At 46.7% G+C, this 25,185-nt stretch carries 24 protein-coding genes; 12 read left to right on the forward strand and 12 right to left on the reverse strand.

The genetic code is table 11. From position 1 onward, the window contains the following. Positions 1 to 499 precede the first annotated feature (499 nt). Positions 500 to 958 (forward strand): methyl-accepting chemotaxis protein, encoded by a 459-nt coding sequence (locus QNO02_RS30445; RefSeq protein WP_223200021.1) that lies wholly within the window; start codon positions 500 to 502, stop codon positions 956 to 958. A 145-nt stretch (positions 959 to 1,103) separates the two neighbouring features. Here the strand turns inward: QNO02_RS30445 and QNO02_RS28985 are convergent, their stop codons facing one another. Then, complete coding sequence (locus QNO02_RS28985) at positions 1,104 to 2,540, reverse strand: alanine/glycine:cation symporter family protein (RefSeq protein ID WP_289390656.1); 1,437 nt, start codon at positions 2,538 to 2,540, stop codon at positions 1,104 to 1,106. Between the two features lie 330 nt (positions 2,541 to 2,870). Between QNO02_RS28985 and QNO02_RS28990 the strand changes: the two genes are divergently transcribed. Beyond that, positions 2,871 to 3,800, forward strand: a complete 930-nt coding sequence (locus tag QNO02_RS28990; protein WP_249913770.1) for a response regulator — start codon at positions 2,871 to 2,873, stop codon at positions 3,798 to 3,800. A gap of 173 nt (positions 3,801 to 3,973) precedes the next feature. Here the strand turns inward: QNO02_RS28990 and QNO02_RS28995 are convergent, their stop codons facing one another. After that, positions 3,974 to 4,150 carry an aspartyl-phosphate phosphatase Spo0E family protein gene (locus QNO02_RS28995; protein ID WP_017691636.1) on the reverse strand — a complete coding sequence of 59 codons (177 nt, stop codon included), beginning with the start codon at positions 4,148 to 4,150 and terminating at the stop codon, positions 3,974 to 3,976. Between the two features lie 435 nt (positions 4,151 to 4,585). On the opposite strand from QNO02_RS28995, the gene QNO02_RS29000 reads away from it, so the two are divergent. Both QNO02_RS29000 and QNO02_RS29005 read left to right on the forward strand, forming a co-directional pair. Further along, positions 4,586 to 5,209, forward strand: coding sequence for an acetate uptake transporter (locus QNO02_RS29000; protein ID WP_091012490.1), 624 nt, complete (start codon positions 4,586 to 4,588; stop codon positions 5,207 to 5,209). Positions 5,210 to 5,419: 210 nt separating this feature from the next. Next, on the forward strand, positions 5,420 to 5,932 hold the full coding sequence (locus tag QNO02_RS29005) for an acyl-CoA thioesterase (protein ID WP_026081401.1): 513 nt from the start codon (positions 5,420 to 5,422) through the stop codon (positions 5,930 to 5,932). A gap of 41 nt (positions 5,933 to 5,973) precedes the next feature. On the opposite strand, the gene QNO02_RS29010 is transcribed toward QNO02_RS29005, so the two are convergent. Beyond that, positions 5,974 to 7,050: an anthranilate phosphoribosyltransferase gene (locus tag QNO02_RS29010; RefSeq protein ID WP_289390657.1), complete on the reverse strand. Its 1,077-nt coding sequence runs from the start codon at positions 7,048 to 7,050 to the stop codon at positions 5,974 to 5,976. A gap of 18 nt (positions 7,051 to 7,068) precedes the next feature. Beyond that, the gene (locus QNO02_RS29015; protein ID WP_091035686.1) at positions 7,069 to 7,662 is read right to left on the reverse strand and encodes an ANTAR domain-containing response regulator; all 594 of its coding nucleotides are present in this window, start codon (positions 7,660 to 7,662) and stop codon (positions 7,069 to 7,071) included. A gap of 589 nt (positions 7,663 to 8,251) precedes the next feature. Here QNO02_RS29015 and nirB point away from each other — a divergent pair. The 4 genes from nirB to cobA are packed head-to-tail and all read left to right on the forward strand — an operon-like array spanning position 8,252 to position 12,714. Next, the gene (gene nirB / locus QNO02_RS29020) at positions 8,252 to 10,693 is read left to right on the forward strand and encodes a nitrite reductase large subunit NirB (RefSeq protein ID WP_289390658.1); all 2,442 of its coding nucleotides are present in this window, start codon (positions 8,252 to 8,254) and stop codon (positions 10,691 to 10,693) included. Between the two features lie 16 nt (positions 10,694 to 10,709). Then, complete coding sequence (nirD, locus tag QNO02_RS29025; protein WP_036612155.1) at positions 10,710 to 11,027, forward strand: nitrite reductase small subunit NirD; 318 nt, start codon at positions 10,710 to 10,712, stop codon at positions 11,025 to 11,027. Positions 11,028 to 11,065: 38 nt separating this feature from the next. Beyond that, positions 11,066 to 11,947, forward strand: a complete 882-nt coding sequence (locus QNO02_RS29030; RefSeq protein ID WP_289390659.1) for a formate/nitrite transporter family protein — start codon at positions 11,066 to 11,068, stop codon at positions 11,945 to 11,947. Further along, complete coding sequence (gene cobA, locus QNO02_RS29035; RefSeq protein WP_289390660.1) at positions 11,944 to 12,714, forward strand: uroporphyrinogen-III C-methyltransferase; 771 nt, start codon at positions 11,944 to 11,946, stop codon at positions 12,712 to 12,714. The genes QNO02_RS29030 and cobA overlap by 4 nt, the downstream gene beginning before the upstream one ends. A gap of 6 nt (positions 12,715 to 12,720) precedes the next feature. Here the strand turns inward: cobA and QNO02_RS29040 are convergent, their stop codons facing one another. Then, positions 12,721 to 13,359: a TetR/AcrR family transcriptional regulator gene (locus tag QNO02_RS29040; protein WP_091035675.1), complete on the reverse strand. Its 639-nt coding sequence runs from the start codon at positions 13,357 to 13,359 to the stop codon at positions 12,721 to 12,723. Between the two features lie 195 nt (positions 13,360 to 13,554). Here QNO02_RS29040 and QNO02_RS29045 point away from each other — a divergent pair, with 195 nt between their 5' ends. Continuing rightward, positions 13,555 to 14,322 (forward strand): SDR family NAD(P)-dependent oxidoreductase, encoded by a 768-nt coding sequence (locus QNO02_RS29045; protein WP_091012476.1) that lies wholly within the window; start codon positions 13,555 to 13,557, stop codon positions 14,320 to 14,322. A gap of 618 nt (positions 14,323 to 14,940) precedes the next feature. Here QNO02_RS29045 and QNO02_RS29050 read toward each other — a convergent pair. From QNO02_RS29050 to QNO02_RS29060, 3 genes are all read right to left on the reverse strand, one after another. Next, complete coding sequence (locus tag QNO02_RS29050) at positions 14,941 to 15,195, reverse strand: hypothetical protein (protein WP_253442921.1); 255 nt, start codon at positions 15,193 to 15,195, stop codon at positions 14,941 to 14,943. Between the two features lie 172 nt (positions 15,196 to 15,367). Then, positions 15,368 to 16,711, reverse strand: coding sequence for a sensor histidine kinase (locus tag QNO02_RS29055; RefSeq protein WP_289390661.1), 1,344 nt, complete (start codon positions 16,709 to 16,711; stop codon positions 15,368 to 15,370). Continuing rightward, the gene (locus QNO02_RS29060) at positions 16,711 to 17,388 is read right to left on the reverse strand and encodes a response regulator transcription factor (RefSeq protein WP_036612327.1); all 678 of its coding nucleotides are present in this window, start codon (positions 17,386 to 17,388) and stop codon (positions 16,711 to 16,713) included. Before QNO02_RS29060 ends, QNO02_RS29055 begins: the two co-directional genes overlap by 1 nt. Before the next feature lie 253 nt (positions 17,389 to 17,641). Here QNO02_RS29060 and QNO02_RS29065 point away from each other — a divergent pair, with 253 nt between their 5' ends. The 3 genes from QNO02_RS29065 to QNO02_RS29075 are packed head-to-tail and all read left to right on the forward strand — an operon-like array spanning position 17,642 to position 21,458. Then, positions 17,642 to 18,460: a polyphosphate polymerase domain-containing protein gene (locus QNO02_RS29065; protein WP_249913769.1), complete on the forward strand. Its 819-nt coding sequence runs from the start codon at positions 17,642 to 17,644 to the stop codon at positions 18,458 to 18,460. Beyond that, positions 18,453 to 19,133, forward strand: coding sequence for a DUF4956 domain-containing protein (locus tag QNO02_RS29070; protein WP_289390662.1), 681 nt, complete (start codon positions 18,453 to 18,455; stop codon positions 19,131 to 19,133). The genes QNO02_RS29065 and QNO02_RS29070 overlap by 8 nt, the downstream gene beginning before the upstream one ends. A 27-nt stretch (positions 19,134 to 19,160) precedes the next feature. Beyond that, positions 19,161 to 21,458 (forward strand): carbohydrate-binding domain-containing protein, encoded by a 2,298-nt coding sequence (locus QNO02_RS29075; RefSeq protein WP_289390663.1) that lies wholly within the window; start codon positions 19,161 to 19,163, stop codon positions 21,456 to 21,458. Positions 21,459 to 21,568: 110 nt separating this feature from the next. Here the strand turns inward: QNO02_RS29075 and QNO02_RS29080 are convergent, their stop codons facing one another. The 4 genes from QNO02_RS29080 to QNO02_RS29095 all read right to left on the reverse strand — a co-directional run bounded on the left by QNO02_RS29080 (position 21,569) and on the right by QNO02_RS29095 (position 24,978). Next, positions 21,569 to 22,978, reverse strand: a complete 1,410-nt coding sequence (locus tag QNO02_RS29080) for an MDR family MFS transporter (protein WP_289390664.1) — start codon at positions 22,976 to 22,978, stop codon at positions 21,569 to 21,571. A gap of 154 nt (positions 22,979 to 23,132) precedes the next feature. Further along, the gene (locus QNO02_RS29085; RefSeq protein ID WP_289390665.1) at positions 23,133 to 23,597 is read right to left on the reverse strand and encodes a MarR family transcriptional regulator; all 465 of its coding nucleotides are present in this window, start codon (positions 23,595 to 23,597) and stop codon (positions 23,133 to 23,135) included. Between the two features lie 104 nt (positions 23,598 to 23,701). Beyond that, positions 23,702 to 24,280: a class I SAM-dependent methyltransferase gene (locus QNO02_RS29090; protein ID WP_289390666.1), complete on the reverse strand. Its 579-nt coding sequence runs from the start codon at positions 24,278 to 24,280 to the stop codon at positions 23,702 to 23,704. A 26-nt stretch (positions 24,281 to 24,306) separates the two neighbouring features. Continuing rightward, complete coding sequence (locus tag QNO02_RS29095) at positions 24,307 to 24,978, reverse strand: FHA domain-containing protein (protein ID WP_289390667.1); 672 nt, start codon at positions 24,976 to 24,978, stop codon at positions 24,307 to 24,309. Positions 24,979 to 25,185: the final 207 nt, after the last annotated feature.

The following is a 25,185-nucleotide window of genomic DNA, read 5'->3' on the forward strand; positions in this document are numbered from 1 at the left end:
TTCATTCTTTCATGCAAAATGCCGTTCACGAAAATCCATTTCTATCCGATGAAAGATAGAGCATTCCATAGATCGTTAAAAATAATACATTCAAATATTGAAAGGATGGTCCTCTTCCATGAACGTTGTAGATGCCCTGCTTAAAGTAATGCCTTATATCAGCATGATCCTTAGAGAACCAGCTAGTTTAACTGTATATGATCACGAAAAGGTATTGGAGGTTGTTACCACCGACAAGTTTGACCTTGGTTTTGAAAAAGGAATGCCACTCTTGGAATCGTATCAAAACTTTGCCATCTTAAAAAACGGAAGAGAAGCTACTCTCGCTACTCTCTCCAAGGAAGTTTATGGTATCGAACTGGATATTCTGAACATTCCGATCTTTGATGATCACCAAAAAGTTGTTGCTGTTTTCTGTGTATCTTACGACCAGTCTAACCAGAACCAACTTGAAGACATTATACAAGAAAATCAAACCATCAATGGTAACCTCGTTGATATGGTGCAACATGTCGCCGCTCATGCCGAAGAATTGCAAGCAACCAGTGAACAGATCTTGCAGAACACAAGACTTGCTGTTCAGAACTCTTCCCAAATCAACAAAGTAGCCGGGTTCATTCGTGAAATCTCTGAGCAAACCAACTTGCTTGGCCTGAATGCCGCTATTGAAGCCGCTCGCGTTGGTGAAGCCGGTGCCGGCTTCGGAGTGGTTGCTTCCGAAGTACGCAAACTCTCTGTGGATGCCAAACAAGCTACAAGTGATATCGATACCAGTCTGAGAGATGTACAACAGGTCATCAAACAGATGGAAGTTGAAGTCTCCCAGATTGCAGCCTCTTCACAGGAACAAGCAACGCTTGTATCCTCCTTTACGGATGTGATTGAGCAGCTTAATGAAACAGGCGAGCGAATGAAAGCTCTGTCCGAACAACTGATCAGTTATTCCGTTAAAAATTAATCAAAATATATCTTTGATGAAATTTGTTAGTGCAAAGATACATTTTATATGCAACAAACAGGACTTGGGTTGCCCATGATGGATAATCCAAGTCCTGTTGTTTGTTGTGTCCATTTTATATAACCAACTACATTCAGATAAAATCTTAATTGGCTACATGTATTGATTTATCTCCAATAACTTCTTCTTCCGACTGCCAGCATTCCACTTCACCCGGAATATGAATTCGGTCCCGGGTAAAGACGGGATCACGTCCTTCAGCCTTTTGTTTCTTGTAGTCCTTCAACGCTTCGAAAGTCACCTTGGACAGCATCAGAATTGCAATCAGGTTCACCACCACCATGAGCCCCATGAACAGGTCAGCCAAATCCCATACCAGCTGCACTTTGGCTACCGCACCAAACACCACCATCGCGATAACGCAAATACGGTATACCCACAGCCAGACTTTGTTGGATTTGATAAACTCAATGTTAGTTTCTCCATAGTAATAATTTCCAATTAGTGTACTGAAAGCAAACAGGAACACCATAACCGCCAGGAATCCCGATGCCCATGAACCAATATGTACACTTAATGCAGCCTGAGTTAATTCAATGCCACCCAGATTGGAACCCTTGTATACCCCGGATAGCAAAATAATCATGGCAGTGCTTGTACATATCACCAACGTATCTGTCAGCACGCCAAACGCCTGAATAAGTCCCTGTTTCACCGGATGTGTTGTATCCGCCGTTGCAGCAGCATTCGGGGCGCTACCCATCCCCGCCTCATTGGAGAACAATCCGCGTTTCACACCGTTCATCAGTGCAGCGCCCAACGTTCCGCCAGCCACCTGTTCAATGCCGAAGGCATTTTTGACGATCAATGCAATCATGGCCGGAAGCTGGGTAATGTTCGCCAGCACCACAAAAGCCGCTACCCCAATGTACAATACGGCCAGTACAACAACGATGTATTCCGATGCTTTTGCAATCCGTTTGACACCGCCCATGATAATTCCTGCAAATATCACAGCCATAATGATACCCACGGTTAACCGATCCGTGCCAAATGAGTTCTCAAATGCAACTGTAATCGTGTTAGACTGCACTGCATTAAAGACCAAACCGAATGAAAGTGTGATGAGAATGGCAAATAAAATCCCCATCCAGCGCTTTCCTAGCCCACGCTCCATATAATACGCCGGACCCCCGCGGAATCCGCCCTTATCCTTCACTTTATAGATCTGAGCCAGCGTGCTCTCCACAAAACTGGAGGCAGAACCAATAATCGCAATAACCCACATCCAGAATACAGCCCCGGGTCCCCCCAGTGCGATGGCCAGTGCAATACCGGTAATATTGCCTGTGCCTACACGGGCCGCCATACTAATACAGAACGCCTGAAAAGGTGAAATTTTGCCTGGTTCCTTGCTTTTTGGCTCTAGAAGCACCTTCACCATATCTCCAATCATGCGGAATTGCATGAATCGGGTCTTGGTGGTGAAGTATATCCCACATACTACCAATAGTATAATTAACACTTTGGACCATAGAAAATCATTGAAAATGACGACAATATCTTGTATTGTTTGCTCCATCGGTATGCCCCTTTTTATGGTGTATTTCAAGCACAGAGATGGGTCACGTGAAAAGTTTGTACCATTCTGCACAACACTAGCCCCAGACTTCGGGATGTTACTTATACTACAAGGGCATCTACGAAAATCGACAAATACCTACATGCAATTTCTACATTTATTTTAAAAATGGGCTTTGATTGCCCAAACATTGTCATAGAACCTGACATGTCAGGTTCTATGCAAGAAGGAAAGGAACGATTACACTGGAACGAGAGTTCATGGCGGAGTTAGCCGCCTTTACCATAGATTTATCAATCACACCATTCGCAGAGAAAGGGAATGACTGACATGCGTTATTTTATCGTGGATGATGATCCTGGCGTTCGTTCCATGTTGATGGATATTATTGAGGATGAAGGCCTTGGCGATATTGCCGGGGAAGCTGAGGACGGAGCACATATTCACGCGGAACTGTTGGAATTGCATAAGGTGGATGTCCTGCTGATTGATCTGCTGATGCCACAACGAGACGGGATTCAGACCGTGCGGGCGCTTGAAGGAAGGTTCGAGGGTAAGATCGTCATGATCTCCCAGATCGAGTCGAAAAATATGATCGGAGAAGCCTATTCACTAGGCATTGAATATTATATTACGAAGCCGATTAACCGGTTGGAGATTCTATCTGTTCTGCGGCTGGTGAGCGAAAGGCTTCGGATGCAGCAATCCATCGCAGATATTCAGCGGACATTGCAGGGATTGTCCGGTTTGAATTCTATCGAACGTACCGCAGCTCCGGTTCCGGACAAAACAATCACGACAGCAGGACATTTCCTGCTATCCGAGATGGGCATGATCGGCGAAGCAGGCAGCAGGGATCTGCTGGACATGCTGGAATATCTGGAGCAGGTAGAGACAGATGAGCATAAGCTGTCCCCCTATACGTTCCCATCCCTCAAAGACATCTTCCAGAATGTAGCGATACGTAAACTGGGAGAAGACGCCTCTCTCGCAGAGGTGAACAAGGAGATCAAGGCATCGGAACAACGTGTTCGCAGGGCCATCTTCCAGACGCTGAGCCATGTGGTTTCTCTGGGATTAACAGATTATACACATCCCAAGTTCGAGAATTATGCATCCAAATTTTTCGATTTCACCGAAATTCGCAAGAAAATGCTGGAGCTGCAAAACAATGTGGAGCCTTCCTTGTCCCAGACACGCATTAATACGAAAAAATTCGTACAGGTGTTATATTTGGAAGCCAAACGATTGCTGCATTAAACAGATGCATGATGGATACGATGCAAAAACAAACGGGCATGAATATTACGCCGGTAGGATACCGCCTCTTCAACTGAGGCTGTCCACACCGGCTATATTCATGCCCGTCTGTACGATCAAGCGTTACAATCTATGTGATTTGTTCCGTGGATAAAATTAAAATCGCTTTGGGTTCAGGCCCGTGAATGGTTTCGGCTAATTCGGTTATACTCATTAATCAATTCGTCCAATGCCATAGACTGCCGAATCACATCGGGATGCCCAAGACCACCCTTGTTATGCTCTACCAGCATATGAAGGTTATGTCTGGCCTTCTCTATTTTATTTTTCAAATCCAAACTCATAACCATGACCCCTGATACCTCCTTATTCTGTGAACCATTTTAGTTTTTCCTGTCAATCTATAGTTGGATTAACATATGGCATAGGAGACAAGGATGTTTTGTATTCTTCTCCATTTTTTGATAAAGATTATTTTATCACACAAGAGCTTATCCGAAAATGGCTGATATGACGCAATTTTAGTGGTATTATCGAGAGTTGGATTCTAGCGTCTGGCCTCATCATTCACGGCCAGAACGGATTGTGTCGTAAATGTGTATATTGAAAAAACAAAAAGTCTATTGGTTCAAAAGGTAATAAAATCCCTTTCCATAATGGGGTCATTCAGGTACAATAGGGCGATGTGTGTGTCCGGACCCGGCGGATACAAATGATGTAATTTAGAGGACGGCCAACGACGGCCATGGATCCTGATTTGATATTATTGGAGGCTTATCATCACCATGCAGACCGATTCACAGACTAAAGTCAAAATTGTTAACGCCGATCCCAGCGCAATGGGATTATTTGGGTTGGCTATCGTAACCCTGGTCGCTTCTTCCCAAAAGCTTGGCATTACGGATGGACTTAGCTATGCTATTCCTTGGGCGATCTTCCTGGGTGCATTTGCCCAGCTATTCGCATGTATTCAAGATTCCAAACGCAACAATACCTTTGGCACAACAGCTTTTGGCGCGTACGCATTCTTCTGGTTTGCCATGGCTGCCAACTGGATGATCAAAATGGGCGTATTTGGCTCCACTCTCGCTGAACAGGCCGATGGCAAGCAGCTCGGATTTGCTTTTGCCGGATACCTTGTATTCACCCTGTTCATGACAATCGGTGCGATTGAAGCGAATAAAGTATTGCTTATCATCTTCATTCTGATTGACTTCCTGTTCCTTGGCTTGACCTTTGACGCTTTCGGCGTAGCTCCTCACATTTTCCACACTATTGCAGCATACGCTGAAATGGCTATCGGAATTGTGTCCCTGTATGGTACAGGTGCTTCGGTACTGAATGCTCACTTCGGTTATGCGTTCTTGCCGATCGGCAAACCGTCCGGCATTTTCAAACCCAAGGCTTAATATACAGCAGTAAACCGCCAGCGCGCCGGTCCGCGCCTGGCGGTTTTTTTGCAGTCCAACTTCATTTGAATATGTATCTGACCGACACCTATACTAGGGATAATAGATCAGAAATAGACCCTGCAACACCTGAAATGAAATGTCACAGCAGCCATACTGTCAGGAGGAAAAAACATGAGAGAGATACCGAAACCAACGGAGATGGATCAGGTGGAGAAAAAATATGTACGCGAAACACGTTGTTTCAAGACGGCACGGGTGTTCCCAACCGATGTCAACAATCATAATACGCTATTCGGCGGCAAGCTTATGTCCTACATCGATGATATTGCATCCATCGCCGCTTCCAAGCTATGTCGGGTCAATACTGTAACAGCTTCAACCGACTCTGTCGATTTCCTGTACCCGATCAACCCAACAGACTCCGTTACACTTGAATCGTTCGCGTCCTGGACAGGACGAAGTTCCATGGAGATTTTTGTGAAGGTGATTCGAGAGGATCTGAAGACCGGAGAGAAGAAAATTGCGGCGACGGCATTTCTGACCTTTGTGGCCCTGGACGAAAATAATCGCAAACTGATCGTACCCCGCATTATCCCGGAGACGGAAGAAGAGAAGAAATTATACGAGACCGCTCCGGATCGGGCGGCCATGCGGAAACAACGGCGGGAAGAGAGCAAGAAATTCGCCGACTTCCTGACCGTTACTTATCCTTGGGAATAAAAACACGCTAAACGATAACAAGATTGAACACCAGCATTACATTATCTGGACGATGCCGGATAGATGGACACCGCTCTGTTATCCGGCAGTTCGCCACCCATGGAGACACACCACTGTTGATAGATGCGATACGCTGCACCACTCTCCAGCAACCCCTGACAAGTGTATATGCCCTCTTCGATGGAATTGACACGCCCCGCCGCGTACAAGCGGAAACCTCCATTTAACAAGACCTGATTCACAAAAGCAATATGACCCTCACCGCTTAACACACTTTCCGCCACTTCAAGCTGCTTCGCAGCCGTCCAGACCAGTTCCGGCACGGGCATATCCAGTTCATAGGCTGCAGGATCAACCAATTCCAGCTTCATATCGCCGTCTTCCACGGCGTATACGCGGGTTGGCCGATCAATATACAGATCCTCAGAACCTTCCATTCCCTGTACCACATAAGCACGGCGATAGTTAAACCGGGTGAGCAACTTCGCAATCCGATCCAGAAAGGTATTATGAAACACACCAAACACCAAATACGGTGAATGGTTATAATCAATGAGTTTCTCTGCTGTGTTCAGCACTGTGCGGAATCCCAGCTCTTCCCGTAACGGACGAAGCTTGCGAAGAGGCCCACACCACTCCTCGGAGGATACGTACATGACACCTGAACGCAACGCAGCACCTCTGGCATCTTCCCGATCCATCTTACCCGTATCTATTCCTGCTTCCTTTAACAGAACCGACAACGTGACGCCCCACTTGGGTGGTAAAGGATCACTCCCGTGCAAAGTCACCGGCAACCCGGCCGCCGCGAGTACAAATGCAACCGAAAACGTGGCCATGAACGACTTCGTCCGTCCATCATAAGGACCCGCGCAGTCCAATCCATCCTGAAATATGGAGAAACGTTCCGCACTGTTACGACATGCATGAACAAAAGCTTCCAGTTCCTCAACGTTTTCCATTTTCATTCGTTCAGCCATTAGAAATGCGGCCGTCTGGGCAGGGGAAACCTCCTGTTTCAGGATTTTCTCTGCTACGGTCAGTGCCTCTGTATAATTCAGATCACGTGAGCCTCGTTTCCCACGTCCGACCTCTCGGAGTATCTGAGACATATCCATGGAGAATCCTCCTTCCAATTAAGACTGGAGCAGTTGATGGGCCTTCACAATCGCTGTGGCTACATCGACCATCCGTTTGCGTTCATCCATCGCTTTCTTGCGTAACAGGTCATAAGCTTCGGCCTCGGAGATCTGCTTCAGATCACTAAGGATGGCCTTCGCCATATCAATCCACTTCCGATCCTCCAGCCTGGATTGCAGCTGCTTCCGTTCCTGCTCCCACTGTTTGCGTTCCATGTAACGCCGAGCTGCAAAGTGAAGAGTCCAGTGGATCTCAGGCCCGGTCATGGATGGTGTAAGTATTCCATCAAATGAAGTTTCGACCTCGCAGGATTCTGCGGAGGAAGAAGCCGTATCTGGCGCGCACCACCAGAGCAACGGGGAATCCGACTTCCCCTTTCCCAGGCAGTTCACCCAGTACTCCACATCAGCCAGCGACAGATGCAAGATGGACGCTTCCGCTGCCCGAGCCAGCTTCAACGCTTCCGTTTCACTGCCCGCCACCTGTACATGGTACCCGTTTGCTCCCAGCAGCCTCTCCGGTGTCAGAGGGATTGCATCGGATGAGGCAGCTATCGTTGGTTGAACACGGATGACCAATAAAGATCGCATGATGGATCAATCCCTCCCTATGGCGTATAGTCAGAGTCCACAACATTTAAGACGTTAATACATCAAAGCGATAAACGTGTTATATTACCTAACAAAAAACCAAGTAGTGATGATTATACGTCTTGATTTCAACATTAGAATGATCTTTTCATGCCTCATCATGCTGTATAAAAAAGGGGGACACCATACACATGGCACCTTTTCTACAGTATTTATTGTATAAGGCATGCTAAATTCAGTTAAATCCTTCAATTTATGAAGATATGTGCGTAAAACGTCGTCGTCCATTCGATATTCCAATAAACTCATGTAAACATAATTAACTTTAAATTTCAAATACTTTTTTATGTTAACTATATTGACATGGGTAGATCGATCTTTTATAGTTAAGCCACAACAACTCCATATTTGAATCGATCACAGTTACAACGGCGTAGCTGGTTGAAACGGCAATGAAGCCTGTTTTGCAATCTCGGAGCAAGGGATGCGTATGTATATGCGCAGTCCTCCGAGGCATAACAGGCTTTTTCGATTTTAGAGACAAGGTTTTGAGGCAGTTTGCAGAATGGACCTAAGGGGGCTAATCATAATGAGTACAACGAAAAAACTGGTGCTGGTCGGCAATGGCATGGCGGGAATCCGCACAATCGAACATATCCTTAAGCTTGCTCCACACGCTTATGAAATTACAGTCTTCGGCGCAGAGCCGCATCCCAACTACAACCGGATCATGTTATCTACTGTACTGGCTGGCGGAACATCCATCGAAGATATCGTAATCAATGAGTGGAGCTGGTACGAAGATAACGGCATTCGGGTGTACCCGGGTGATCCGGTCGTTCAGATCGATCCCAAGCGCAAGGAAGTTGTATCTCAAAATGGTGTACGCGCAGCCTATGATGAGCTGATTATGGCAACTGGTTCACAAGCGTTCATTCTCCCTCTTCCCGGCGCTAACAAGGAAGGCGTGATCGGTTTCCGCGATATTAAAGACTGCGAGACCATGATGGCAGCATCGCAAAAGTATCGCAAAGCTGCCGTCATTGGAGGCGGATTGCTAGGACTGGAAGCAGCGCGGGGGCTGCTCAATCTGGGCATGGACGTCACGGTCATCCATATTAACGGCCATCTGATGGACCGGAACCTGGATTTGCCGGCAGGCCTGATGCTCCAGCGTGAGCTTGAAGAACAAGGCATGAAGTTCCTTTTGAACAAACATACCGAAGAAATCACAGGCAAACATCGAGTAAAAGCCATTCGTTTCACTGATCAAACGGTACTTGAAGCAGATCTGGTTGTCATGGCTGTCGGGATTCGCCCTCAGATTGAACTGGCTCGTAATACCGGCCTCGATGTGAATCGTGGAGTCATTGTAGATGATTATATGCATACCAGCATTCCTGGCATCTCTGCCGTCGGCGAATGTGCAGAACACCGCGGTATTGCCTATGGACTGGTTGCTCCATTATATGAACAAGGTATGGTACTCGCTAAACGTCTTGCAGGCGCGACAACTGAAGGATACGAAGGTTCGGTCACTTCTACCAAGCTGAAAGTATCCGGTGTTGACGTATTCTCTGCCGGACAATTCAAAGACGCTGCGAACACTCGCAGCATTCGTATTCAGGATGATGTCGATGGTGTATACAAAAAGATGGTGATCAAGGATGGGCAGCTCATTGGAGCTGTATTGTTCGGGGATACCACGGATGGCGCATCGCTGTTTTCCCTCATTAAGAGTGGTGAGAACATCAGTGGTCGGGAGAAAGAAATTTTGCTCGGTGTACCCTCTGGTGGTTCAGGCTCGGGTCCATCTGTCGCAGAACGCATGGCGAGTATGCCGGATGACGAGATCGTGTGTGGTTGTAATGGTGTTACCAAATCTTCCATCGGGGACGCCGTTCTGAACAAAGGCTGCAACACCCTCGGTGCAATCAAATCCTGCACCAAAGCCTCCGCTTCTTGCGGTGGGTGCAAGCCTATTATCGAAAACCTGCTCACGTATTACGCAGGTGATAATGTAGGCGAACAGACCAAAGAAGGCATCTGTGGCTGCACCTCCTATGATCGGGATGAGATTGTTGCCCAGATCAAGGAAATGGGACTCAAAAGCGTGAAGGAAGTTATGAACGTTCTCGGTTGGGATGAGCCGGAAGGTTGTTCCAAGTGTCGTCCTTCACTCAACTATTATCTCGGTATGATCTGGCCGGCTGAATACACAGATGAGCGTGTATCCAAATTCACCAATGAACGTTATCACGCCAACATCCAGAAGGACGGTACCTACTCCGTTATTCCACGGATCTATGGTGGTGTCACTTCCCCAGCGGAATTGATCAAGATTGCGACTGTCGCGGAGAAATATGATGTGCCGTTGGTGAAATTCACGGGTGGACAACGACTCGATCTGCTCGGTGTACAGAAAGAGAATCTGCCGAAGATCTGGGAAGAGCTCGATATGCCTTCCGGTTTTGGTTATGGCAAGGCGCTTCGTACGGTGAAAACTTGTGTTGGTAATACATTCTGCCGATTCGGCACACAGGATTCCATTGAGATGGGTATTCGTCTGGAGAAAAAACTCGATAAGATGGTGGCTCCGGCCAAAGTGAAACTCGCTGTCTCCGGATGTCCGCGGAACTGTGCTGAAGCGACCATCAAGGATCTGGGTGTTGTCGCCATTGATGGCGCTTGGGAAATTCATGTTGGCGGTAACGCGGGAGTCAAGGTTCGTGCAGCCGAGTTGCTCTGTACGGTGAAGACCGATGCGGAAGTGGAAGAGTGGACTTACTCTTACCTGCAATATTATAGAGAGAATGCAAAATGGAATGAGAGAACAGCGGCATGGATTGAACGGGTAGGTCTGGATCATGTGAAGGAGGCATTGGCGGATCGGGATGTACGTCTCGCTCTGGTCGAACGTCTGGAAGTTACACTGGGTCACACGGTTGATCCTTGGAAAGAAATCATTCAAGACGAGAAATTACGTAAAAACTTCACCCCACTGTCCGGTGCCGAGCCGGTAACCCACTAGAAGAGGAGGAACAGCGATGAACAAATTCCGGATTGGACACCTTGCGGATATTGATGAAAAGGGAGCACGGACCTTCCTGATACAGGATACCGAAATTGCAGTCTTCAAACTGAGCGACGGAAGTCTGCACGCCGTCGAGAATCGCTGCCCTCACAAGGGCGGCAAGCTGTCGGAAGGCATGGTGTGCGGGACAGCAGTTCATTGTCCTTTGCATGATTGGAAGATTGATCTGCGTAACGGTAAGGTACACGAGCCGGATGAAGGCTGCTTGAATACCTACAAAACAGAAGTAGACGGCAACAGCGGAGAAATCTTCATCACAATTGCGGGTTAAAGGCTAGAGAATACCCTGACATCAAGGAGGCGTGCGCTATGGATTTTGTGAAACCTGCAGAAGTGTTGCAATCGATGATCGAAGCTGGTGAGAGCAAAGCCAGAATGAATCGGGTACAGATGCTGATCCGCGGTTTTCTGGCGGGGGCTATCCTTGCCTTTGCAACCACACTGGCATATACCGCTGTATCTCAAACTTCCGTTGGTTTGGCAGGTGCACTGATATTCCCGGCAGGATTTGTCATCATTATTCTGCTGGGTCTCGAATTGGTGACAGGAAACTTTGCGATGCTTCCACTCGCAGTGTTGAAACGCAGAATTACATGGATGGATATGCTCCGAAATTATTTCTGGGTGATCACAGGACATCTAATCGGATGTGCATTCTATGCTCTCTTATACGGCCTGACCATTACCAAGATGGGTACGGATATGAGCAACCCTCTAATTCAAACGCTGATCCAGACCAGTGAAACCAAAACATTGGGGTATCAGCACTTGGGCGGGGCTGGCATTGTACTGGTCATCATCAAAGCCATTCTATGTAACTGGATGGTCACACTCGGGGCAGTGATGGCAATGACGTCCACTTCCACACTGGGAAAAATCGTAGCGATGTGGCTGCCCATTACCATATTTTTCGCTCAGGGATTTGAGCATGCTGTGGTAAATATGTTCGTCATTCCGGCAGGCATGATGCTTGGTGCACAGGTCAGTCTCGCTGACTGGTGGCTGTGGAATCAGATCCCGGTGTTGTTGGGTAACCTCATTGGCGGAGCTGTATTTACAGGCCTCGGTCTATATGCTGCACACCACTGGGGGAATCCGGTGAAACTATCGACGAAACTGGCAACCATTCAGGGTGGTCGTTCAGGATTGGCAAGTTCCGATGTTGCACCGAAATTGGGAACACGATCATGAGCCGGGGCCTGGTTAGTATTGTTGGCGCTGGTCCTGGAGATCCGGATCTGATTACGGTAAAAGCCCTGAAACGTATTCAGTCCGCAGATGTCATTATGTATGATCGGCTTGTGAATGATCAATTGCTCGCTGAGGCTCGTGAAGGAGCACTCCGCATCTACTGCGGCAAGGCGCCAGGCCTTCACTCCATGAGTCAGGAGATGATTGGAAGGATGCTTGCTGCCCATGCAGCGGAAGGCAAACAAGTTGTACGACTCAAGGGTGGTGATCCGTTTATCTTTGGTCGTGGTGGTGAAGAAGCGCTTGTGCTGGCGGAAGCAGGGATTGCATTTGAGATTATTCCTGGAATCACTTCAGCTGTAGGTTCATCCGCTTCCTCCCTTATTCCGTTAACCCATCGCGGGATTGCTTCATCCTTCGCATGTGTCACGGGAACCGGCAGTGACGGAAGTGTATCATCGGTTCGCTGGGATCTACTCGCTCATAGTGTAGATACGTTGGTCATTTACATGGGTATTAGCCAACTGCCCCAGATCCAACATGAATTGCTTCACCATGGCAAAAGCGGACACACCCCTGCGGCTTTAATCGAACGAGGAACCACTTCGGAGGAACGGATTATTACCGGCACACTTGCCGAACTCCATTCCCTCGCCCTGTCACATCAAGTGAATAACCCCGCATTAATCATGATCGGCGAGTCGGTCCTGATCCGCGAACAGTTGCTTCAGATGCAACAGGCCGCTAATGCCTCCATGACCGGATAATCTGACTCAATCCAACAGCATACGCTCGTGAATAGTCCGGCCCTTCTGCCCTGGTTCAATCAGCAGACGGGTCGGTTTGATGTTAATCAGCGCCGTAAGCTGCTCTCCCATATAATGCGCAGAATACTTGAATCCAATCTCCGCCCAATGCATGATTACACCTACCGTCGCAGATACCAGATAACTTAACATAATGTCGTAATTAATCGTCCACTCACTATCCTCGGTCACCAATACAAAATCTTCGGTTAGATACATTCTAAACATATTGCACAGCCGGGAACCCATATCCGAATGCATTGTTATTAATGCACGAAAGATATCCTGATGGGCTTCAATATATTCGAATACAGGCATCGTGGATGGCAGCAACACAGTCATGTCCACTTCCTTGAGCTGTGCGTATGGTTCTGCATAAGCTCGCCCCACTCCCTGCATGAAATCATCAAGTATAAACTGCAACAACTCCGGTTTGCCGGGAAAATGTAAATAAAAGGTTCCACGGTTGTAATCCGCCCGCTCCGTAATATCCCGAATGGTTAAAGCGTCTGCTCCCTTCTCCAATATCAAAGAAACCGCCGCAGCGATGATCGCATCCTGTGTTCTTCGTGCTCTCCGATCCTGAGGATGTTCAATGATCAACATTCTCGCCTCCTTTGTTCATTATTGTAATATAAATAAACACCGCTTACACCTCTGTCCGATAGCTGACATATGCGCTGTCAATGATTATTGTCACATTGCTATGTATATCTTAACATTGAGACAGGAAAGATAGACGACAGGTTGAAACTTTTTTTGAGAAATACCTGCCAATAATGAATAAGGAGCGAATATATCATGAGTACAACGTATACACATACAGCCGTAATTACAGGAGCAGCCGGAGGCATTGGTAAAGAATTGGCACGCCGCCTTGCAGAGCGCAAAATCAATCTAGTTCTGGTCGACCTGAATGAAGAAGCCATCCAGCAGACGATTACTGATCTGAACCTCGACAAAGAGCACGTCATCGCAGTAAAAGCGAACGTATCTCAAGAAGCAGACGTGAAAAACTATGTGCAAAAAGCATTGGATGCGTTTGGCCGAATCGATTATTTTGCTAACAACGCCGGAATTGAAGGTCCAACAGGGCTGATCGAAGACCTGAGTGTTGAAGCACTGGATACGGTATATAACGTCAACATTCGCGGGGTATTCCTGGGTCTGCAAAATGTCATTCCGGTTATGAAAAAACAAAAATCCGGTGCGATTCTAAATACCTCTTCCCTCGCGGGTCTGATGGGTGCACCTGCCGTATCTCCATATATTATGTCCAAACATGCAGTAGTTGGCCTCACGCGTACCGCTGCCAATGAACTGGCACCTTATAATATCCGGGTTAACGCTGTATTGCCAGGCACAATCAATACCCGTATGATGCGTCAGATCGAAGCTAACTCCGGCAACGTGGAAGATTACCAATCTGCTACGGTATCTGCCATTCCAATGGGCCGTTACGGTGAACCGGAAGAAGTTGCTGCGGTGATGAACTTCCTGTTGTCTGAAGAAGCATCCTATGTAACAGCTTCCCTCTACACTGTAGATGGCGGTATGATGGGTCAATAAGAAGCTGTAAACGGTAGGATTGATAGGGATTCCCTAAAAATCTCACCTTACAGTGATGTCCAATAAGGATGACTGTAGGGCAAAACGGATGCAAACAGATGAGTACAGCTCAATGAGGCTGTCCGATAGGTCAACACTCATCCAGCTGTACTCATAGCGAGACTCGACAAATGATCCGATATAGATCCGGTCCGATAGAACTTCAAGTCCATCCTTAAAAAAGTTATACCGACAGGTGTTCCCGAAGGGATGCCTGGTCGCTACAATCTAAAAAAGGCCTCAACACCACAGTATTGTGGAGTTGAGGTCTTTTTTATAGTACTACACTTGCCATGCATAAGGCTGTATCTGTGAAAATGTACTTTTGAAACAGCCATTTAACACCTCGTTGCACCTTGTGATTACTCTAACGAACCTAAGGCACCTTATTTCGGCAAAAAGCGCTTATTTCCCGAACTAACGAATCTCAAACACGCTAATTCCGCGGAAATGCTGCAATTGCATCGAAAAGTCCTAAAATCCAGAGAATAACACGTCTCAGATTCGTTACATTCCCAATCGAGCGAGAAATACCCGAATAAGTCGTGTCAGGTTCGTTAGATTTTACCTACGCTTAACTTAATCGATGTATCCCGCGTGACCCTTGTCCATCAAGTAGTCCATCTCAGCATCCAGGATGCTTTCCACGGTCAACTCATCCAGCTTCACATCTTTGCGACTAAGGATGTAGTCCGCCAGATCATCGCCGTCAATATCCACATCGTTACCTTTGGCATTTTCGTGCGCCTTGTTGATGTACGCTTGCTCATGCTTCAACACAAGAGCGATGTTCGCTTGGCTTGCCTTTGTTTTATCTGCAATATATTGCATCATTTCTTGTTCATTAATTGCGTTTGCTTCTGCCACGTTCAGTTCATCTCCTTGATTCATACATACTGTTGCCATTGTAGCATAGGTTAACCCACTACAGGCAGAACTTATGCCTGAAGAACAATTATAGAGCGGGAGCGAAGGATTAGTGTAGAGCCCGCTCATCACTCTGCCCCTACGACAACCGCACGTAAAATGTAGCCCCCTCTCCGACCACGCTTCGAGCGTACAACTCTCCTTTGTGCTGATCCACAATGGAACGAGCAATCGCCAGCCCCAGACCATGCCCACCATGTTTGCGTGCTCTTGACGAATCCGTACGATAGAATCGATCGAAGATCCGATCCAGATGTTCCGGTGCAATGCCTTCACCTGTGTTGGATACGGCCAGCATGACATCATTATTCTGTTTCTGGAGGGTGACGTTTACGGCGCCTTTTGGACCGGAATATTTCACAGCATTATCAAGCAGGATCAGAATGACCTGTTTAATCTGCTCACTACTCCCATGGACCGTAAGATTCGGCTCAATGTTGTAATCGAGGGAGATGTTTTTCTCAAAAATAACGGCCTCCATTGGCAAAATAATACTTTCTACCGCATCACTCATATTAAACTTCGCATGAATCATCGTGGAGCGCGAGTCATCCATCTGAGTCAGATAGAGCAGATCATTCGTAAGTCCGGTCATGCGCTCAGTTTCCGACTTGATATAGTGCAGCCACTTCGCCTGGTTTGCTATAGTATCCTCCTGATTCGCAAGCAGTACGTCAGCATTGGTATTGATGATCGCCAGAGGTGTCTTCAGCTCATGTGAAGCATCACCGATGAATTGTTTTTGCTTCTCAAACGCTTCTCTGACTGGTGCAATGGAACGATTGGCAAAATAACGGCTCAGGAAGTAGATCACAATCAACATAATTAATCCAACAACAGCAAATGTATAGATCAGGTTCGTCAGAATGCCCTGTTGTGCCGTCACATCAATAAATACGATCATATGCCCGTCACCGCTCGGATCAACCACATAGGCCCAATCCGTTCCATCCAGCGCAAATTGTCCTGTCTGCCGTTCCGAATCACCAACTTTATTCTGGTCAACCTTTTGCAGCGCCTCGGTGTAGAACGTATCTTCCATATCAAATCGGGAATGTGTATCCGTAATCTTCCACTGATCATCCGTCTTAATCATAAACGAAACGGAACGTGCCGGTGGTGAGTTGGGATCCCCTCCCGGTCCTCCATTATCACCACCCATGGCATCGGAGGGCAACGAATCTGAACCGGAACCTGAGCCTGTACTACCACCTGTACCGGAACCCTGCCCTTCCCCGCGCGGCATCTTGGATGAATTATAAGGACTGTGATAGAAATCAGAAACCTTGTAGAGCTCCATATTTGTCTCACGCTGCACATTCTGATAAGTAATTGTATAGATCGTTGCAAATGCCACCAGCATCATAATAGATATGGACACCAGATTCACGATCAGGAATCGATTTCGGAGTTTCTTGAACATCAGGACGTCACCTCAAGTACATACCCCACACCCCGAATCGTGTTAATGCGGACAGCCGAGTTCAGGAAGGTTAATTTTTTGCGCAAAAACGAGATGTACACCTCCACATTGTTATACTCCACTTCCGAATCAAATCCCCATAACTTCTCAATAATCTGCTCTTTGGAGGTAATCGCCTGTTTGCGAGCAATCAACAGCTCTAGCAGTTCATTCTCCTTCAGATTCAGCTTGATCTCCTTACCCTGAACACTCAGCTTCAACTGAGTTGTATTCAGCTCAATGTCGCCAAACTTCAGCCCATCCTCGGGAACCACTTCGCCCTTCCGCCGTAAAGCTGCACGAATCCGGGCCAGCAGTTCCTCTGTGGCAAAAGGCTTGGCGATATAATCATCGGCACCATAATCAAGGCCTGTGACTTTGTCCGATAGTTCACCCTTGGCAGTAAGCAGAATGACAGGCGTATGATTCCCTTCACTGCGGAGTTTCTTCAGGACGGTGATCCCGTCCATCTCCGGCATCATGATGTCGAGTAGTAACAGGTCGTAGATACCGCTCTGCGCATAATCGAGTCCTGATCTGCCGTCGTGGACCATATCCACGGAGTAGTTGTTTTTTTTCAAAATCTGCGATACAGCCTCTGCCAAATGAACCTCATCTTCCGCAATTAATATTCTCATCATCTATTCATTCCTCTGCTTGAATTATTTCTCTCAATGGACTTGTTTTATATGTTCTTATTCTATCAATCAAACCTTGAATCAATCTTAATTCATTTTGTGTATGCGCACTATTATAGGAAGGTAAAAAAATGTTAACGCAATGTAAAACCATTTAAGATTCATTCAAGGTTGGGGCTCTAAGATACAGACATGGAAGCAATACACGATGAAAAAAAACATACAACCCACAGACGAAAGGAATGAATCCCACATGGCGATTGAAGTATTCAACCGATATGAGAGCAAGTATCTTCTGACGGATGAGCAGTACGCACATTTCTACAACGACCTGCTGAAATACATGGAGCTGGATGCCTACAACAAGAAACATGAGTATTACTCCATCAGCAACCTGTACTTCGACACTCCACAGGATTCGCTGATTCGCGCCAGTCTCTCCAAACCAAAATACAAGGAGAAGCTGAGACTACGGGCTTATGGAATACCTGAAGAGAACGCAAAAGTATATCTGGAGATCAAAAAGAAAGTCTTTGGCCTGGTGAACAAACGCAGAACAGCTTTGAAGCTGGATGAAGCTTATGAATTCGTCCGTTCGGGACAGGCGCCGGAGCTCGCGGATTACATGAACAAACAAGTTGTCGAAGAGATCAAATATTTCCTTCGGGTATACGATCTGGAACCGAAAGTGTATCTGGCATATGAACGCAAAGCGCTCTTCGACAAGAACAGCCGCGATCTCCGCATTACCTTTGACACCAACATTCGTAGCCGCAGATATGATCTGAAGCTCGAACAAGGCGATTACGGTGAACCGCTGGTGAAGGACGGTCGATGGCTGATGGAAGTGAAAGCAGAGAAAACCGTTCCGCTATGGCTGTCGCAACTGCTCTGTGAGCATGGTCTATATCGCACCGGATTTTCGAAATACGGCAACGAGTTCAGACATCTGGCGAGAACAACCAACCTGAATTACCAGACGGAACGCACCCTTGTACCAGGTACCGATTTCAACCCATCCATAGAACAAGATAAAACGATTATAGAAAGAGAGCGTGTCCTATATGCTTGATTCACTGTTCAGTTCAGCCCTAACCGATACCAACCTGACGTTTAACAACGCAGTCATTACCATTGGTCTTGCCATCATTCTGGGATTGGTCATCAGCCTCACCTACATGAAGACTAACCAAAGCACATACTCGCAAAGCTTTACCTTAACGATGGTTGTCCTGCCCGTCATTGTCGCCATCATCATCCTGCTTATCGGCAGCAACATCGCTCGAGCATTCAGCTTGGCAGGTGCCTTCTCGATCATCCGATTCCGAAGTGCCCCTGGTGATCCAAAGGACATTGCTTATGTATTGTTCACGATGGCTTCCGGTCTTGCCTGTGGTGTAGGCGCTTTTGGATACGCGGTTCTGTTCACCATTATCCTGTGTGTACTGATGTTTGTCCTGAGTCGCTTCAACTTCGGCGGCAAGAAAAGTCAGATGAAAACGCTGAAAGTCACCATCCCTGAAAACTTGAGCTATGAAGAAGCACTTAATGAAGTGTTCCATACATTCAATGTACCTTTTGATTTGAAAAAAATCAGAACGACCGAACTCGGCAGTCTGTATGAGCTGGTCTACAGTGTAACCATTCACGAAAGTGTTAGCCAAAAGGAATTCCTCGATGCGATCCGCACACGGAACGGCAACCTGGATATCTCGTTAACCATGAGTCCAACAACGGAATATTAATTTTTAATTCGAAGGGAACGATCTAATATGAAGAAAAACATGATAACAGGCAGCAAACTTTGGTCCATCGCCATGATTACCAGCCTACTCGCAGCATGCAGTTCACCAGCAACCACAAGCACAACGGCCAATGCCGCAACATCAACGACAGGAACAACCAAAACGGTATCCGTCAGCGAGCAAACTTCTGTAAAATACGCGGATCTGGTCTCTCTGGATGCTGACGATACCAATATTAGCTGGAGTGAGGCAGATTCCACAGCGATTAAGCTGAACGGAACAACTGCAACGGTGACCGGTTCGGGCGCCAAAGCAGCGAATGGTTCGGTAACCATCTCCGAAGCAGGCACTTATGTACTTAGCGGTGAGCTAACGGATGGCCAGATTGTGGTTAACGTTGCCGATAAGGGTACTGTGCATCTCGTATTAAACGGAGCAACCATTCATGATAACGACAGCGCCGCGATCTACATTCAGAAGGCTGGTAAAGCGGTGATTACGCTCGAAAAAGGAACCAAGAATACCGTTTCCGATGGTAAAACATATGTGTACGCCGATGCTACGACAGACGAGCCCGATGCTGCAATCTTCAGCAAAGCGGATCTTACATTCAATGGTGCAGGTCAATTGACCGTCACAGGTAACTATAATGAAGGTATTACGAGCAAGGATGATCTGAAAATCATTAGTGGTAGCATCAGCGTCAAAGCAGCCGATGACGGCATCAAAGGTAAAGATATGGTCGCAATTCAAGCGGGCACCATTACCATTGAAGCCAAAGGCGACGGTATTAAATCAACCAATGACACAGATACCACCAAAGGTTACGTTGCTATCGCAGGAGGTACCTTCGATATCCAAAGCGGTAACGACGGTATTCAAGCCGAAACCGCACTCGTTACGGATGGCGGCACATACAACATTGTAACGGGCGGCGGTAGCGCCAATGCACCAGCCAAAGTAGAAGAAGGTCCATTTGGTGGCGGTGGATGGGGAGGCGGCACACCACCAACCGATATGGGTACACCACCAGATGGCGAACCTCCTGCGGATATGCCGGAGATGCCTAATAACGGCGGTACCAATGCAGGTGCTAATACAAACGGCGCAGCAGCATCCAGCTCTGCCAATGCAACAGCAACAACGGATTCTAATGCCGATGCTGACACAGCAACAACAGCAACCGAGTCCACAAGTGCCAAAGCACTCAAAGCAGGTACAGATCTTACGGTTAATGGCGGTAAGTATACCATAGATTCCATGGATGATTCCCTGCACAGCAACAATAACGTGACAGTTAACGACGGAACATTCAACATTGAATCTGGTGATGACGGCATTCATGCCGATCAGGCCCTGACGATTAACGGCGGAACGATCACGATTGCGAAGAGTTATGAAGGACTTGAAGGAGCAATCATCACCCTGAACGATGGGGATGTAGATGTAACGGCATCCGATGATGGCGTAAATGCTGCAGGTGGCGAGACGGAAACAGCTGCGAATACAACGGCAAGTACAGGTAGCGCTACTACAGCAACCGATGCAACAACGACATCGAACATCTCTGTAACCGAAACGACAGGTACAACATCAACTACCGATCAGGCATCCCAAGGTACAACTGCTAATCAGCAAGGACGTGGACCGGGCGGTATGGGTGGTGCAGCAGCAAGCAATAACGAGTTCCACATTAACGGCGGCTCCCTCACTGTGAACGCAGGTGGTGACGGACTGGATTCCAATGGTTCCATTAATATGACTGGCGGAACGGTTATTGTGAACGGACCGACGGATAACGGTAACGGAGCATTGGATTATGACGGTACATTTGAAATCAGCGGTGGATACCTCGTGGCTGCCGGAAGCTCTGGTATGGCACAAGGAACATCCGATGCGTCTACGCAAAATACCATTGTGATGACATTCCCTGCAACGCAAAAAGCTGGAACACTTGTACATGTACAAGACAGCGAAGGCAACAACATTCTGACGTTCGCTCCAGCAAAAGATTATCAAACCGTGGTTGTCAGCTCACCGGATCTGAAAAAAGATGGCTCCTACGTGATCTACTCCGGTGGTACGTCTACAGGTAAAGCGGTGGATGGACTCTACACAGACGGTACCTACAGTGGCGGAACCCAGGTGGTTGCATTCCAATCGACCAGTAATGTGACTTGGGTGAATGAATCTGGTGTAACTACAGCCAATACAGGTATGGGCGGTCCTGGTGGAGGTGGACAAGGCGGATTCGGAGGTGGACGGAATCGTTCGCAATCCGGTACAACATCGGACAGCACAGGCACTACCGATTCTGCAAAATAATCATAATTTTAGTTAAGTGTATAATAAGAAGCACTAGGTCCCGAAATCACGATAACAGTGAATTCGGGGCCTAGTGCTTTCATTTTTTCAGGAAGAACATGAGTAACTGTTCATGCGTTCCTTTTATTTGTAAGATACAAACTAGGGATTAGAATAATTACAAGAATAACGCTGGATAATAGAAATCCAGCATGGTACCCCTTCAACTCATTTATGACCGTTGGTTGCAACCCTTGTATAACCGTTGCAACAACCGTCGCGATAATAGCTGAGCCAAAGCTTGAACCAAGATTCTCAATCATATTAATGCCCACACTCGCTTCAGGGAGCTGTGTGCTATCAAGCCCAGTGTATGCTTCACTTGTTAACGGCAGGCTAATCCCTCCAATACTCGCACCACGAATTAACAATATAACGGAGATCCAGATCATACTTGTTTTATCAGAGATGAAAATAAGCGGAATTGAACCAATGAGAGAAAGAAATAAACTGACGATCACTACATATTTGGGTCCAATTTTATCAATCATTTTTCCAAGTAAAGGCCGAGTAACAAGCATCCCAACCCCTTGGGGGATAAGAGCAACTGCTGTTTCAATCGCCGTAAAATGGCGAAAGTTTTGAAAGAATAGCGGGAGGATTAACATCGGACCCATAAGAGCAATATTTGCCATAAACAAGCCGGCGCTTGAAGCAGCAAAACTTTTATAAGTAAACAAACTCATGGGCAGGACCGTTTGATTCTTGCGAATGAGATTATAAGCCATATATATGACAGCCAAACCCACACCAATACCCACCCATAAGATCGTTTCATTATTGTTAAACGTAGCATGTTCCGCAGCTCTCGTTATCCCGTAGATTAAAGCCCCGCTCATGGAAGACAAATTAATAATGCCAAACAGATCAAGCTTATTCTCTTTGTTGAAAGGTTCAAAGTCAGGAATTGTTTTCATCATTACAGGCGCAGCAATCAACACGATGAACACGTTAATGAAGAAAATCCATTGCCAGGATGCCACCTGAACGATGAATCCTCCAAGGACTGGACCCAGAATAGGGCCGAAGATCATAGGCGTACTTACGATGGCCATCACTTTTCCCAAGTGATCTTTCCCTGCCGTTTTCACCAAGAGGGTAAACATGAGGGTCGTAATCACCCCTGCGCTGAACCCTTGAAGTAAACGAAAGAAGATAAAACTCGAAATGTTCCAGCTAACACCTACTAAAATAGAAATCACTCCAAATAGGATAACAGCACCAATGAAAATCTTCTTGCTATTAAACTTGTTCATAAGCCAACCGGAGATGGGAACTGCCATGGCAAGAGCGAGAACATATCCTGTAATGGCCCATTGAATAATAGTCAAGGTTGTATTGAAATCATGTGTTAATTGATCTATGGCAATATTCACCATGGTAGAGTCAAGCAAAGGTGCAATGGCTCCAAGAGCTATAGCCCAGGCTGCAATGAGCACCTCTTTGGGTAATTCAGTGGTTTTGACGTTTTCTTTAGTCATATGTGTCTCCTCTTTGTATTATTGTTTCCTATTCAACAAAAAATGTAACTCTTTTTAGTTTCCTTGTCAACAATAATTATTCAAATAAAAAAGCAACCTACCCTCGATTAGAGTAAGTTGCTTTTTTGTGTTACCCTTCATTACACACATTTATCTAAATGTCCAAACCCTGTTTCTTTATCTCTGCGTCCAAATGTTTGCTGTATTGCTCCATAAACCTGAGCATGCCCTCCAATTGCGCTTCGGTTACCTGCTCAAACACAGCCTGATCCCGCTTTTGAAATTCTTGGTGAAGTTCCTCGTGAATACCGAATACAACGGTCCCTTTCTCGGTCAGTCTGAAATAGACTTCTTTCTTGTTCTCCGGCTTCTGGTAGACTTCGATCAATTTTTTTTCGATAAGTTTCTTCGTCAATTTACTTATGGCACCCTTTGTCATATACAGCGACTCTGCAAGCTTTGTCACATTGGGATCGATATTCTTTCCAATATATTCAATGCAATGAACTTCGGAAGACTTATAACCACGAAGACTGGCTTCCATCTTCGACTTGTTAATCCAGACCAGTTTATTAAATAATTCTCTGAAATGATCAGTCACTTGTTCTTGTTTATTCATAGCTATATACACCCCACGTGAGTTATAACATGCATTGAAAAAAAGCAGAAACATGAGGGTCTCATTCCTCCGGTTTCTCCTGTCTCCAATCATAAGCTTCTTCATCAAAAAGCATACACATACACTTTGGTACGTAGGGCATCTCGACATGTTATTGTGCGTAGCGGTTCCTTGCCCGGCAGGGCAAAACAGATACTAATCACCTTGGCACCCGGCGGAAGCTCCCGACTGAACTTGTCCAGAAGTCGGGTCATCGCTCCCGGAAACAGATAACAGATCACACAATCCGCATGTTCATAGGAACTGGTGTAGATATCCCCGCGCATGAAGCGCAGTCTGCCCTTGAGAGAGTGGTTGTTTCCCTTCGCTCGGCGTAAGCGAACACTGAGATAGGCAATTATTTGGGAAGACCATAAGGGAATGATAGAATTCTCAATTCCGGTCAGCCTTTTACCAGGGCAATGCCTTACAACATCCATTCCCAGTGTGCCCCATCCGGAGCCGGCTTCGAGCACATCGCCGTACCCTGGAATGCGGTTTACCTCTTGAATGACCACCTGCCTGACGCGGCCGGATGTGGGCATCGGGGAAATCCCGTTTTTCCAACTGACAAGTACGATGGATATGACACCGATCAATGTCACCACGGCAATCAGCCATGGAATCAGGTAAATGATAAACATGAACTCATCCCTTTGTTATCACTCATTCATTCAGGCACATGAGACTTCATATATACACCCTTTTTATAAACGGACTTAATGGTAAAGTGTACACCCAACTTACGATTCGTCCGATAGATTAAGGAGTTAATCTCGTCAATCCCTACCGCTTCACTCTCCAGCATGCTCCGCTCCGGCCACACCTGAGCCACAATCTGCTCTCGGGTCACAAAATGGTCCAGTTGACTATACAGCAGCTTGAACAGCTGATACTCCTTCTTGGACAGCGGAATCTCCACTTCTCCAATCTGCACGGTTTGCAGGTGATCCTGTAAACGTACACCCTCACCCAGCAGATCCGACAACCGATATTCCCTCGTCTCTCCAAGATCACCTTCAGCGCGAAGCTGGATCAGGCCGTTGACCAACGTCAGGCTGTCTCCTTCACCAAACGGATATTTCTCATGTGGAACGAGGCGCTGCCCATTCAGTTCGGTTCCATTTTTGCTATCCAGATCCTCAATCCATAACTGTTGCTGTACATCATAATGAATGCGGCAATGCCGCTTCGATATCATCTGATTATAGACAGACAAGTCCAATTCACTACCGCCTGTATAACGTCCCACCGTAATGGAGCGACCCTGGCTTACATAAGCGAATGAGCCGTCACTCTCCTGTCCTGGCGTACGAATGACGATTTTTGCCGTCTCCCGCATGTTATTCTCCCACCTTCAACGATCACTCGATCTCTATAAACATTTCATAACAATAATGATAAATTCATCAGATTTGTTCCATTGTTTGCACCGCTATAGTTCAATATAGTGGTATACAGGAACGATCTATGTTTGGTTCTACTCACTCTACTATACCAGACGTTGTGCTTTTTTTCTCATGACGGTCGGATGTCTACTTCAGCTCAT

It is taken from the genome of Paenibacillus sp. PK1-4R, from assembly GCF_030369595.1.
Lineage (GTDB): Bacteria > Bacillota > Bacilli > Paenibacillales > Paenibacillaceae > Paenibacillus.